General features: G+C 64.0%; 11 protein-coding genes and 1 tRNA gene. 7 read left to right on the top strand and 5 right to left on the bottom strand.

Annotated features, from left to right (window positions below):
• The first annotated feature begins 211 nt into the window (after positions 1–211).
• The 3 genes from CLV47_RS13550 (at position 212) to CLV47_RS13540 (ending at position 2395) form a co-directional block, all read left to right on the top strand.
• The gene (locus CLV47_RS13550) at positions 212–1234 is read left to right on the top strand and encodes a molybdopterin-dependent oxidoreductase (protein WP_106349580.1); all 1023 of its coding nucleotides are present in this window, start codon (positions 212–214) and stop codon (positions 1232–1234) included.
• A gap of 59 nt (positions 1235–1293) precedes the next feature.
• Positions 1294–1366 (top strand) — tRNA-Arg (locus CLV47_RS13545).
• Positions 1367–1561: 195 nt separating this feature from the next.
• Positions 1562–2395, top strand: coding sequence for an SDR family oxidoreductase (locus tag CLV47_RS13540; RefSeq protein ID WP_106349579.1), 834 nt, complete (start codon positions 1562–1564; stop codon positions 2393–2395).
• Between the two features lie 31 nt (positions 2396–2426).
• On the opposite strand, the gene CLV47_RS13535 is transcribed toward CLV47_RS13540, so the two are convergent.
• On the bottom strand, positions 2427–4184 hold the full coding sequence (locus CLV47_RS13535) for a sensor histidine kinase (protein WP_106349578.1): 1758 nt from the start codon (positions 4182–4184) through the stop codon (positions 2427–2429).
• Positions 4185–4478: 294 nt separating this feature from the next.
• On the opposite strand from CLV47_RS13535, the gene CLV47_RS13530 reads away from it, so the two are divergent.
• Positions 4479–5768, top strand: coding sequence for an alpha/beta hydrolase family protein (locus tag CLV47_RS13530; protein ID WP_106349577.1), 1290 nt, complete (start codon positions 4479–4481; stop codon positions 5766–5768).
• Between the two features lie 51 nt (positions 5769–5819).
• Entirely contained in the window at positions 5820–6995 is a 1176-nt protein-coding gene (locus CLV47_RS13525; protein ID WP_202862580.1) for a serine hydrolase domain-containing protein, read from the top strand.
• Position 6996: 1 nt separating this feature from the next.
• On the opposite strand, the gene CLV47_RS13520 is transcribed toward CLV47_RS13525, so the two are convergent.
• Positions 6997–7881 carry an aldo/keto reductase gene (locus CLV47_RS13520; protein ID WP_106349576.1) on the bottom strand — a complete coding sequence of 295 codons (885 nt, stop codon included), beginning with the start codon at positions 7879–7881 and terminating at the stop codon, positions 6997–6999.
• A gap of 86 nt (positions 7882–7967) precedes the next feature.
• Here CLV47_RS13520 and CLV47_RS13515 point away from each other — a divergent pair, with 86 nt between their 5' ends.
• Positions 7968–8534, top strand: coding sequence for a TetR/AcrR family transcriptional regulator (locus CLV47_RS13515; protein ID WP_202862579.1), 567 nt, complete (start codon positions 7968–7970; stop codon positions 8532–8534).
• Here the strand turns inward: CLV47_RS13515 and CLV47_RS22070 are convergent.
• From CLV47_RS22070 to CLV47_RS13505, 3 genes are all read right to left on the bottom strand, one after another.
• Complete coding sequence (locus CLV47_RS22070) at positions 8499–8675, bottom strand: hypothetical protein (protein WP_170111071.1); 177 nt, start codon at positions 8673–8675, stop codon at positions 8499–8501. The two genes, CLV47_RS13515 and CLV47_RS22070, sit on opposite strands and share 36 nt — an antisense overlap.
• A gap of 80 nt (positions 8676–8755) precedes the next feature.
• Entirely contained in the window at positions 8756–9964 is a 1209-nt protein-coding gene (locus tag CLV47_RS13510) for an MFS transporter (RefSeq protein WP_238145445.1), read from the bottom strand.
• Positions 9964–10680, bottom strand: coding sequence for a FadR/GntR family transcriptional regulator (locus CLV47_RS13505; protein ID WP_106349574.1), 717 nt, complete (start codon positions 10678–10680; stop codon positions 9964–9966). The genes CLV47_RS13510 and CLV47_RS13505 overlap by 1 nt, the downstream gene beginning before the upstream one ends.
• 172 nt (positions 10681–10852) lie before the next feature.
• Between CLV47_RS13505 and CLV47_RS13500 the strand changes: the two genes are divergently transcribed.
• Positions 10853–12337, top strand: coding sequence for an arylsulfotransferase family protein (locus CLV47_RS13500; protein ID WP_106349573.1), 1485 nt, complete (start codon positions 10853–10855; stop codon positions 12335–12337).
• Positions 12338–12343 lie beyond the last annotated feature (6 nt).

Raw genomic sequence — 12343 nt, 5'->3', positions numbered from 1 at the left:
GGGGCTGCATCCGCGTGCGCCCCGTTACGCCGCTCAGCGCGACACCCGTTGGCCGATCCGTCACGAATGTCTCGCCATCTGCGGCAAGTCGCGGCTCGATCCGCGAGAAAGCTGCGCCGCGGACACTTGGCGGTCCGGCTGTATTGACCCGCACCCCGATTGGGTTGACGATGCAGATAGGTGAAGATCCGACGACGATTGGGCGTAGGCCGTGAGCAGCGATCACCTCGCCGAACCGTGGCAACCGACCAGCTACATGGACCCGGACACGACGTTTCGGCATCGACGGCCGGTGCACGACCTGATCACAACGATCACCCCCACCGACGATCACTTCGTCCTGTCGCACTTCGGCAACGCGCGTATCAATCTCGCCGACTGGCGGCTGGAAGTCGATGGCCTCGTCGATCGAGACGCGAGATTGACACTCGAGGACGTACGCAGCTTCCCCCGACACGAGGTGCAGTCAGTCCTGCAATGCGGCGGTTTTCCGGACGACCCGCGGATAAATACGCACAACGCCTCGAACGCGATCTGGGCCGGCGCCGACCTCGCCGAAGTACTCGATAGCGTTGGCTTGGACCGGCGTACGTCGTTTATCTGGTCTTTCGCGCCGGACCACGGCACCTACGCGAGCTGGTCGGCGGACTACTACGTGAAGGACCTGCCGATCGAACGAGTTCGCGAGGGCGGCGTACTGCTTGCCTACGAGGTCAACGGCGAACCGCTAACGCCGGAACATGGATTTCCGCTGCGGCTGTTAGTGCCCGGTTTTTATGGCACGAACTCGGTGAAATGGCTGTGCCGCATCGCGGCGGCCGACCATCGCGCACCCGGATTGTTCTCGACCGAGCTCTACAACGACCCGATTCCCTCCCCTAGCGGCGGCATGCCGCAGCGGAAGCCGGTCTGGGCGGTCGCGCCGGACTCGATCATTGTCTCGCCGCGACAGCACGAACGGATCACCCACACCTCCGTATCCGTCTGGGGCTGGACGTGGGCCGCGGACGAGATCGCGACAGTCGAGGTCAGCCTCGACGACGGCCGCAGTTGGCAGCGGGCTGACGTCGCGGGCCGGGTCCAGCACTCGTGGCAGCGGTTCGAGTTCTTAGGATCGAGCGAGTTGGTCGGCAAGACCGTAGTCATCGTCCGCGCAACGGACATACACGGCACGCGCCAGCCACTGGAAGACGCCCGTAACACGGCCCACCGGATCGGTGTCGTTCTGACCTAGCACCCGATGGCCAGTTCGGGACAGCCGGTAGCATGACCAAGTTGCGTAAGCGGCGCGTGGCCTCCATAGCTCAGGGGATAGAGCATCGGTTTCCTAAACCGTGTGTCGCAGGTTCGAATCCTGCTGGGGGCACAAACTGCTGGTAACCGAGAAGGCCGCAGTTCGCGCATCTGCGATGCCCAAGGCATACCGGTTGTCCGAAGATCATCGCCGTCATCGGCTATCTGGCGCAATATCGAGGGTTACGCTGAAGTCGCTTTACGCCGGACCGCATTTGTGGATTCGTCACTAGGCCGACGCGTAAGCGCAACGGGGAGCGGGCAAATCATGGGGTCAACAGCAGTAATCACCGGGGCCAGCAGCGGCATTGGGCTGGCAACGACACGGGCGTTGGCGGGCGCCGGGTGGCACGTCGTAGCAACGGCACGCCACCCAGAATCAGCGCAGTCGCTACGGGACATTGCTGACGAGCTACCCAACGTGGAGCTGCGAACGCTCGATGTCACAGACGACCAGTCCGTCGACTCGTGCATCGGCTCGGTCTATGCCGATCGGGGCAGCATCGAGCTGCTCGTCAACAACGCTGGCGCCGGACACCGCGGCACACTGGAGCAACTCTCACTGCAGGAAATATCCCAGTCGATGGAGCTCAACTTCTTTGGCGTGGCTCGCGTGACCAAGGCCGTCCTACCCGCGATGCGGGCGGCGCGCTCGGGACGAGTCATCACCGTGACGAGTCTCAACGGTCTCGTTGCGTTGCCGTTCAGCGACGCATACAACGCGGCCAAATTCGCCGTCGAGGGTCTCATGGAAAGCCTGGCGACAGTCATGCGGGAGTTCGGCGTACACCTTTCCTTGCTGGAACCCGGGCCCGTGCGTACGGCGTTTTTCGCCAACGTAGGTGGGCATGCGAGCAACATCGATGCCGAGGACCCCTACCGCGAGCTCATCAATCGATTCAACGAACGGATAACGGCGATGGGTTCGAGTGGCCAGTCGGCGGAATCGGTCGCCGACGTGATCCGCGAGATCGCCGCGGATCCGTCTCCGGCGCTGCGTTACCAACCGTCGACCGACGCACAGGCCATCGCCGCCCAGAAGCTCGTCGACACCACCGGGCGGAGCATCCTGGCCGGTACCGGCGCCCTGCTTCAGCCTTAATACGCGGACCCCGGCATCTGGCCGTCGCCAATCAGGATGCGCATGGCAAGTCCGCGGCCAGCCGAGTCCCGACCCCGAGTTCGCTATCGAGGTGGAAACGGCCGCCGAGAACATCAACCCGGTCCGCCAGCCCACGCAGGCCGTTGCCCACACTCAGCGCCGCCCCGCCGGTGCCGTCGTCGGCGACCTCCACGAACAGACGGTCACCGGCGCGTTCGACGCGCACATCCAGCTTCTGCGCCTTCGCATGCTTCAGCGCGTTCGCCAGTCCCTCGGCGATCACGAAGTACGCCGTGCTTTCGACACGCTCGGATAACCGGCCGTCGGTGATATTCAGGTACAGGCTGGTCGGCACGGGCATCCGGTCGACAAGGTCTTCCGTTGCAGCGGCCAAGCCGCGCTCGATGAGTGTCGATGGCATGACATCGTGCACGAGTCGGCGCAGTTCGGCAGCGGCCGCATCGATGCCGACGCGGAGGGCCGTCGCCTGTCGGGCCGTCGCGAGCGCCGACTCGGGCGCATTCGCGATCTGCTGAGCTTCCAGCGCAAGCAACACAAGCCGCACCTGGATTCCATCGTGGAGATCGCGAGCTATTCGCCGTCTCTCGCGATCGGCCGCGGCGACCAGACGCGCACGAGAGCGCCACAGCGCGTCCTGGCTCGCGCGCAGTTCGGCGAGTAGCCGTTCGTGTTCGGCCGCAATCGCTATCACCCGACCCGCGGCGCGGACAACGTCCGGATCGTCGTTCAGCGCAGCGTCGTAAACAATTGCGCCAATACGCGCCCCTGCCAGTTCCAGCTCGACACTCGCTCGCTCGGCCTGTGGTCCGGGCAGTTCAATTTGCGTGCCGGACGAATCGACCCAAGCCTTCTGCTCGGGCACCCAAAACACGATTTGAACAGAGTTGTCTCCAAGAGCCTGAGCGAGCGCGTCGACCAGGCTCAGGCGAGCGGCACCGGTAGCACCGAGCCAAGTCCCCAACTCGTCGAGCGCTCCAGTGCGCGCGAACCCGCCGCGCAGAACACCAAGGGTGAATGCGATCGGGATCCCTCCGAACACGACCAGCTGCACCGTGGCGCCGGCTAGCGGGGACAGGCCGAAAATATTCTCAAGCAAGAACGACCGAAGCGAAATCGTGAGCACCGCGAGCATGCCGTAGGCGAAAAGCGGCCCGAGCACGCGGAAGTGTGCGGCGTCGGCACGCTTCAGTCTCTGCGCAAGGATCACCGCGGTCGCCACGACAACGAGCGCCCCGGCTGCGCGCTGAACCCACTCTCCGACCAGCAGCAGATCTGCACGATCGGCGACACTCAACGGCGATGGCGCCGACTTATCAAACAGATATAGCGGCGCCTGCAGGACGAAAGAGACGACGTACGCGGCAACTACCGTTGCCCTCGAAGCGCGTGTGCGCAGCCGGCCAGCCGGAAACGCCAGCAGCAGATGAATAGTCACGGCGAATACGGCAGTGGCGCATACCGTGCCGAACGCGGCGATCCCAGGAATATCCGTATTGGCCAGACTTGCGGCAAACACCATGAATCCGCCGAACACGAGAAGCGCACCGATCCGGTTGCTCGGTCGTCTGAGCCACGCCAAGATGCCGGCGGCGACGTAAACCCAGAAAACCGCGGCAAACAGCACATGGGCCCACCACACGTCACCCGAACCCGGCAGCACAACACCGAGTTGAATACAGCCCAGGCCGAGGGCTGCCGCGGCGAGCATTGAAGATGCGCGGCCAAGGGATCGTGAACGCGGTAGGCGCGCTGTGCCCAAGGCAACCATCCACTGATCGTATGACTTGCATCGTCGCGCGATCGACGAGCGGCATCGACAGTCGGTGGCCCACGATAGGCCAGGGTGGCCAGTGGCGCGCCGCGTGCCTGACGACGTCCGAACACCGACCTAGGTCTATGGCGCCCTGGATGCCGATCGCGGCATCCTTGACCGGGGGAAGCGTGCGCGGCGGTGCGGGTCGCTCAGCCGCGCACGCTGAGTGAGTCGTCAGCGCAAATTAGTGAACAGCGCGGATCAGTCAGCAGCGTAAAAACGGGAGGCACGCGTCATGGAGTCCAAATCATGAGTAGCACGAGTACGCGGGCCGCCCGGTCGACGACGAAGCCCACTGCTGTCAAGCGCCGCGGTGCCCTCTTCGATAGTGCGTTCCATGATGGGTTCGGGCAATGGCCGGTCGGCTACATCCCTGTGGGCGGCGCCGATATGGGCGACATCGTGGCAGTTGCAAACGTTGTCGCTGACGGTGACGACTCGGCGTTCTACGACGCCTGGGTGGATGCGGCGGCGACGAAGTACTCCGAAGCCGAGGCAGTGCTCGCGGCGGGACATCCGCAGAGCGCGCGCGATCTGTTCCTGCGATCGAGTTGCCTGTACGCGGCGGCGTACCACCCGCTGTACGGCACACCGGTCGACCCGAGGCTGTTGAGTGCCTTCAATAAGCAGATGAACGCCTTTCGGCGCGGCATGGAGTTGTCGACGGTACCCGTGCATCCGGTCGCCATCCCATACGAGAACACCGAACTCCCGGCGTACCTCGTGCCCGCCTTCGGTCGCGAGACCGAGGTACGCCCACTGCTGATCCTCAACAACGGATACGACGCCACGATCACCGATCTCTACTTCGCCTCAGGGATCGCCGCGTTGCGGCGCGGATATCACGTCCTGATGTTCGACGGGCCCGGTCAAGGGGCGATGTTGTATGAGCGAGGCGTATCACTTCGGCCGGACTGGGAGGTCGTGATCGCCGCCGTTGTCGACTACGCCGAGACGGTCAAGATCGTCGATCGCGCGAAAATCGCGCTCAGCGGCTGGAGTCTTGGTGGCTACCTCGCTCCTCGCGCAGCCTCAGCCGAACCGCGTCTTGCCGCGTGCATCGCAGATCCGGGCCAGTGGGATATCGCCGAATCGATTCGAGGCTTTGCGATGAGGTTCGGCGCCAGCGCCGAGGATGTGGCCGACCTCGACAACCTGCCCGACGCGACGATCGAAGGCATGTGGAGCGCAATTCAGGCCGACAGGCAACTTCGCTGGGCCATCGTGCAGCGCGGGTTGTGGGCCAACGGCGCGAAAAACCTGCGCGAGTTCATCAGTAAATCCGCGCGCTACACACTGAAGGACCGTGTCGGGAGGATCCGCTGCCCGATGTTATTGACCGCAGCGGAGCACGATCCGCTGGCAGTGGCGACCTCCGATTTCTACGACGCGCTGACGAGCGAGAAGACGCTGCTGCGGTTCACTGCCGCCGAGGGTGCCGGTGAGCACTGCGAGATGGGCAACCGCTCCCTGCTCAACCAGCGAGTGCTCGATTGGCTCGATGACACGTTGTCGCCGGACGCGCCGTCGTCAAGCTGACCTAGGGAACCCCAGCACACCGCACCCGCACGCGAGATTGGACACCGGGCGATGACGATCTTCATGGCAAACCGCCGCTTCTGCGCTGCTGCAGCCCTGATCGCGGTCGCGTCACTAGCACTCTCCGGCTGCGCGGCAGATGCCGCTTCGAGTAGCGCAGCGAGCACGACCTCGGCCGCGACTGCGCCCGCCGAGACCGCTGCGCTGTTCCAGAAGACGCTAGATGACACCCGCGCTCAGGGCGACTTCCCCGGAGTGATCGCCGAAGTAGTCTCGCCAGGCGGCACCTGGATCGGCGCTTCGGGCACCGCGCGGTCGGGATCGAGCGCCGCTCCGACGCCGGCCGACCATACGAGGATCGGATCTCTCACCAAGACCATGACAGCAACAGTTCTGCTGCAGCTCATGCAGGAGCACAAGCTGTCACTCGACGACACGATTGGAAAGTACGTCCCTGACCTCCCGAACGGTGACACGGCGACGTTGCGGCAACTCGCCGATATGACGAGCGGGATCCCTTCGTACACCGCCAATCCGCAGTGGCAGAGTCAGGTGTTCGCCGACCCGGACCGGCAGTGGAAGCCGCAGCAGCTCGTCGACTTCGTGATCGGAACACCGGCCGACTTTGCCCCAGGCGCCGGCTGGGAGTATTCCAATACCAACTACGTACTCCTGGGCATGGTGATTGAGAAGGTCACGGACGAGCCGATCGCTGCCGTGTTCAAGAAGCGCCTTTTTGATCCACTCGGCATGAAGCACACGTCGTTTCCAACGGGCACCAACGCCATCCCGAGCCCACATCTGAACGGCATCTCAAACCAGGGCCAGGATCCCGGGAAAAGTGTTGACGCGACCCTGTTCAGTCCGTCCATCGCGTTCACGGCGGGCGAGGTGATTTCCACTCTTGGGGACCTGAAGACATGGGGAGACGCGCTATTCACCGGCAAGGGAATCCTAAAGCCGTCCACTGAGAAACTGCGACGCAACTCTGTCATTCGCGACATCCCACCGATGACCGCAACGGCCGGATACGGCATCGGCATTGGCGACCGAAACGGTTGGTGGGGTCACGATGGCGACATACCGGGCTACACCACGTCGCTCTTTCACAACGACAAGCTGAACACCACGATCATCGTCCTCGTCAACAGCGACATCCCATTCGGTAGCGCCAGCACGAGTCCCGCGACGGCGGTGTTCGCCGCGTTGGTTTCGGCGCTGAAGTGAGTCATCCATCGAGGGCGGCGATCATTGTGGGCGGCAACACCAGGTCACCGGCCGCGAGATTCTCCTCCAGGTGCGCCACGCTGGCCGTTCCTGGTACGAGAAGCACATTCGGCGCGTGCGCAAGTAGCCAGGCGAGCCCAATCTGCACGGGAGGGACACCGAGGGTGGCCGCCGCGTCGCTGACGACGGGGTCGTCTGCGACGTTCGGGAACCTCGCAAACGCGCTGCCGAGCGGGAAGAACGGGACCCAGGCAATGCCTTCCGCGATACAGAGCGCCAAGAGGTCTTCGTGCTCACGACTGATCACGTTGTACGCGTTCTGCACACATGCGATGCCCGCTGGCAGGGCGGTCCGCAGGTCGTCGAGAGTGACGCCGCTGAGCCCGATCGCGCCGATCTTGCCTTCGTCTCGTAGCGCGATCATTGTCGCGAGTTGATCCTCGATCGGGACGACCTGGTCACCATCGGCCTCGATGCCAGGTCCGTCCCCGAGCCGCCGGAGGTTGACCACCGCCAGCCGGTCAGCCCCGAGGCCGCGCAGGTTGTCCTCAACGCTGGCCCGCAGGTCGCCGGGACGCTGTGCCGGCCGAAGTGGAATCGGGCCACCTGGGTTAGAGTCGGCGCCAACCTTAGTGACCACGACAACCTCGTCAGTGGCGTGCAGCGCACGACTGAGCACATCGTTGGCGAATCCGTCGCCGTAGAACTGGGCGGTGTCAACGTGGCTCACTCCAGCTTCCACAGCGCGGCGAACGAGTCCGATCGCCGCCTTCGGGTCTTCGCGCAGTCGCTCGAGCTGCATGGCGCCGTAGCCAATACGGGCGACCTGATGTCCGGCGAGCAGCGCGGAGCCGCCCGGTAATGCGGTGCTGGGTGATCTTGTCATGGGCTGGCCTCCGGTCGTGAAATACTCTTGGTAAGCGGAGGAACATCCGCTACGCCAACTCTAGCATTAACGGAGGACCCTCCGCTTTGACCGAAGCTACCCGACGCCCTAAGCGAGCCGACGCGCAACGCAACCGTGAACGACTGATCGCGGTCGCACGCGATGCCTTCGTCGCCACTGACACAGCCACCTCGCTCGAGGCAGTGGCTCGCGCGGCAGGCGTGGGCATCGGCACCCTGTATCGCCACTTCCCCACGCGTGAGGCACTTGTCGACGCCGTCTATGCCGCCGAACTCGACGACGTCACCGGATGCGCTCCCGAACTCCTGCGGATACACCCGGCCGATGTCGCTCTTCGCGGCTGGATGGATCGGTACGCCGCATTCGTGACGACCAAGCGCGGGATGCTCGACACCCTCCGGTCCGGCTGGGCGGCCGGCACGATCGCCACACCGGACACTCGGGCTCGGATCACCCAGGTGTTGGCGGACTTCCTCGAATCCGGAGCAACGCAGCGCGTCCTCCGCGACGACGTCCCTGCAGAGGACGTCACCACTGCTCTCGTCGGAATCTTCCTTTCCACCGCCACGGTCGGCAACCCCGCACAGGTCGAGCGATTACTTGACCTGCTGGTAGCGGGACTGCGCCCGTAGCCGCATCCGTGTCGGAAAGAAACCGGAAGTGCGGGTTCCACCGGCAACTTGCTGAGGACGACGGCTTGGCGCTGCAGGAGTCAACAGGATGCCGATCCCGAGGCTGGCCGCCAAGAGCGCCGCGCGCCAGGGATTGCCCATGTCGCCTCCTAGCGTTTGTCGTGACGCGAGGGCCACTCCCGGTGCGATTCCAGCCCACGTAAGGACAGCGATCGCAGGGGCTATACGTGGATACGGTCTCGTAACCGAAGACTGAGAAGGAGCGCGAACACCGGGCCGAGCAACAACGTTGCGATGGCCCATTGAAGGCCGAAGTGGTCACCGATCAAACCAAGAACAGGAGCGAAAATCCCGCCGGCGGACACCGCAAGGCCAATGGTGACGCCGGACGCCGTACCGAGGTGGTTGGGCAGGTAATCCTGACTCAGCGTGGTCTGCACCGAAAACGGGCAGTAGATCCCGAAGGCAACGCACACCGCCGCAATCCAGGCCAGCGTCGTGTTGGGTGCCAGCAGCAGAAACACGAGCGCTGGAATCGCTACGGTGTAACCGATCCGGATCGTTACGACCCGTCCAATGCGGTCGGCCAGCCAACCGCCGAACACCGTCGAAGCCGCGCCGAGACCTAGGAATGACGTCAATACCGCGGCGCCGATTGCCTTCGACGCCGAATACTCCTTGATGACGTACACGGCGACGAGGGTCGACATACCGAAGTAGACGATCGAGCGCATGATCACCATCGCGGTGAGCCAGCGGAAGGACCGCCAATCGTCGGTCTGCGGCTCGACGTCCTTGGTCTTAGTACCCGCACGACTACGCATGCGTTCTTTGACCCGACGATTGAATGCCAGGAACACAACCGCCATGACCACCGCTGGAATAACCAAAATCGGCGTACTAACGAGCCCGAATGCCAGCAGCAGCGGCGTTGCGAGCGCTGGACCGAGCGCGAGGCCGATGTTGCCACCCACTGCAAACCAGCTCATGCCCTGCGCCGACGTACCGGCAGCGAGGCGTGCGGCCTTTGCCGCTGCCGGGTGGTACGCCGCCACACCGATGCCGGACAGCGCGACGGCACACCACACCTGCCAGTACGCCGAACCAAGCCCCGCCAGGCCGATGCCGATCCCGGCAACGAGCAGACCGATCGCGGGTAACCACGGCATGTGCCGCTTATCCGCGAGAATCCCGAACACCGGCTGGATCACCGAAGACAGCACCGTCGCGGCGAGGGTGATGCCGGCGGCGGCGGTATAGCTGTAGCCGCGCTCGAGGATCAGGAACGGGATAATTGCCGGCACCGCGCCCTGATAGATGTCGTCGACGGTATGACTGGCCATCAACATGCCGAGCTGTCGCGGGTCGATCACGCGGTTGCGAGCTTTGCGTTCGGTGCGCGTCTCGGCGTTGGTCACAGTCGCGGCCATCAGGACTCCCTCACTGCTGGCTGTTTACTGTCGATGAGTCGTTCAAGTCTTGCCTGTGTGTCGCTCAGGTGGTCCAACGTCGCGGCGCCCGCCGCGTCGGGATCCCCCGCCCGGATCGCTTCGGCCAAAGCGACATGCACCGCGTGCGAGGCGTTCCGTGGGCCGGGGTCCTGCGTGAGGCCGGTAAGTGTCGTGCGCAATGCCGCGCTGAAGGAGGCGAAGACCTCAGACAGCACGGAGTTGTGCGCGGCGGTCACGACCGCCCGATGGAAGTCGAGATCGGCGTCGACGTAAGCCGGCAAGCGGCGCGCCGACAGCGCGCGCTTACGCCGGACGAGTGCCTCATCCATGCGCTGCAGGTCGGCGGGTGTACGGCGTACCGCGGCCAGTCGCGCGGCCTGCAGCTCGAGCCCTTGGCGTACTTCGTAAACCTCGATCATTTGTGCCCTACGCAAAGTAGTAGCGAGGTCCGTGGCCGGCGGCCGATCTGCCAGCACAAACGTTCCTGCGCCCTGGCGCGACTGAACCCAACCGGCGTTGGCGAGCGCACGCAATGCCTCGCGCACGGTCGAGCGGCCGACGCCGAGTTGTTCGGCAAGCTGCTGCTCGGGAGGCAGTCGCTCACCGACCGCCCACTCCCCTGCGGTCAGCTGCTTTTGCAACTCCGCCACGGCTTGTTCGGCCAGTACCGCACGCCGCAACTGTCCGACCGCCATGGCACCCCTTCGCAGGTTGTCTGATGAATTTACGATAAGTGATTCATGCCGCTGAGCACAAGTCTCCGTCGCCACGAACCCGGACTATCGGCGATATGCGATCGGCCACAGAACCAGCGACCGAGCCAGATTCGCCAGGCGAGAGGGGTTCGACCTGGGATAGACAAGAGGCATGATTCAGCGACCTCAACGCCGCAAGTCAGCCCGCCGGTCGGCGTACCTTCTGTCCTTAGCCCTTGTCGCGACCGGGTGTAGCAGCTCCCCTGAGGAGCCCGAAGTTGCCCCCGCCCACCAGTACGCAAGCCGCCCGGATCTTGCCGCGCCGATCGCCGAGCCAACCTCCCCCGGCCTCGCCCCGGCCCGCATTTCCGATCACGTCGTACTCCTTGGCCCGAAGGGCGAGACCTGCCCAACCGACGGTCCGCTGATCACCGACACGTCCGGCGAACCGGTGTGGATCGGTCCCAACGGCGACGAGGTCTTCGATCTTCGTGTCCAGCAGTATCAAGGACAGCCGGTCCTGACCTGGTGGTCCGGCAAGCTGGCCAAGGGCTACGGGTACGGCGGTGTCACTGTGATGGATACGTCGTACAAGAAGATTGCCACGGTGACCACCGGCGGCGATGTCAAGAAAGGCAACGCAGACGCCCACGAAGCGAGGATCACGGCGCACGGCACAATGCTCGTGACCGCGTACGTGCCCGTCAAGCACGACCTCACCAAGGTGGGCGGTCCAAAGGACGGCTGGATCCTGGATGGGGTGATTCAGGAAATCAACATCGCTACCGGCGCCGTCGTCTTCGAATGGCACTCACTCGACCATGTGCCAGTCACAGACACGAAGTCAAAACCCGAGGGTGATCCGGACAAGGACGATGATGACTCCGGCACAAAGGACGCGCCATTCGACTACTTCCACATCAATTCGATCTCGGAAGACACCGACGGCTCGCTGCTGGTATCGGCTCGCAACACGCATTCGGTCTACAGCATTTCGCGCGACAGCGGCGACGTGAACTGGATCCTGGGCGGTAAGTCGAGCGACTTCAAGATGGGCGAAGGTACGACGTTTGCCTGGCAGCATGACGCGGAACGTCAGGCCGACGGGACTCTGACCCTGTATGACAACTCGGCGCTGCCGGCCACAGCGGAAAACTCGCGCGGCCTGCGGCTCAGTCTTGACATGGCCTCGATGACCGCCACGGTTGTCACGGAATACCTACCGCCCACGAATCGGCTGTCCGGCAGCCAAGGGAGCGTGGATGTGCTCGACAACGGCAACGTCTTTGTCGGCTGGGGATCGAAGGGATACTACTCGGAATACAAGGCAGATGGCACGCTGATCTCCGATATGGCCATCGGCGGCTGTCAGAGTTATCGCACTTTTAAGCAGCCATGGGTAGCGACTCCGACCGACTCTCCCGCCGCCGTCCTCGACGACGACAAGGCCACGATCAAGGTCAGTTGGAATGGCGCGACCGAGGTGGCGTCGTGGCGGCTGATCACCGGCCCGGACAAGGCGAACGCATCCGCGCAATCCCCTGTACCGATGAAACATTTCGAGACCAGCCTGCCAGTCCCGGACGGTTCGACGTACGTCGCAGTCCAGGCGCTTAATGCGCACGGGCTGGTCATCGGCGAGACCGAACCCGCCTAAGCCTGG

The organism is Antricoccus suffuscus (assembly GCF_003003235.1).
Classification (GTDB): Bacteria; Actinomycetota; Actinomycetes; order Mycobacteriales; family Antricoccaceae; genus Antricoccus; species Antricoccus suffuscus.
This window is presented reverse-complemented; position numbering and strand designations above follow the sequence as displayed.

What these genes read in the sequence shown, in the direction of transcription:
- CLV47_RS13540 (WP_106349579.1), top strand. Translation starts at nt 1,562, where the DNA reads ATGGGGTCAACAGCAGTAATCACCGGGGCCAGCAGCGGCATTGGGCTG.
- CLV47_RS13535 (WP_106349578.1), bottom strand. Translation starts at nt 4,184, where the DNA reads ATGGTTGCCTTGGGCACAGCGCGCCTACCGCGTTCACGATCCCTTGGC.
- CLV47_RS13530 (WP_106349577.1), top strand. Translation starts at nt 4,479, where the DNA reads ATGAGTAGCACGAGTACGCGGGCCGCCCGGTCGACGACGAAGCCCACT.
- CLV47_RS13525 (WP_202862580.1), top strand. Translation starts at nt 5,820, where the DNA reads ATGACGATCTTCATGGCAAACCGCCGCTTCTGCGCTGCTGCAGCCCTG.
- CLV47_RS13520 (WP_106349576.1), bottom strand. Translation starts at nt 7,881, where the DNA reads ATGACAAGATCACCCAGCACCGCATTACCGGGCGGCTCCGCGCTGCTC.
- CLV47_RS22070 (WP_170111071.1), bottom strand. Translation starts at nt 8,675, where the DNA reads ATGGGCAATCCCTGGCGCGCGGCGCTCTTGGCGGCCAGCCTCGGGATC.
- CLV47_RS13510 (WP_238145445.1), bottom strand. Translation starts at nt 9,964, where the DNA reads ATGGCCGCGACTGTGACCAACGCCGAGACGCGCACCGAACGCAAAGCT.
- CLV47_RS13505 (WP_106349574.1), bottom strand. Translation starts at nt 10,680, where the DNA reads ATGGCGGTCGGACAGTTGCGGCGTGCGGTACTGGCCGAACAAGCCGTG.
- CLV47_RS13500 (WP_106349573.1), top strand. Translation starts at nt 10,853, where the DNA reads ATGATTCAGCGACCTCAACGCCGCAAGTCAGCCCGCCGGTCGGCGTAC.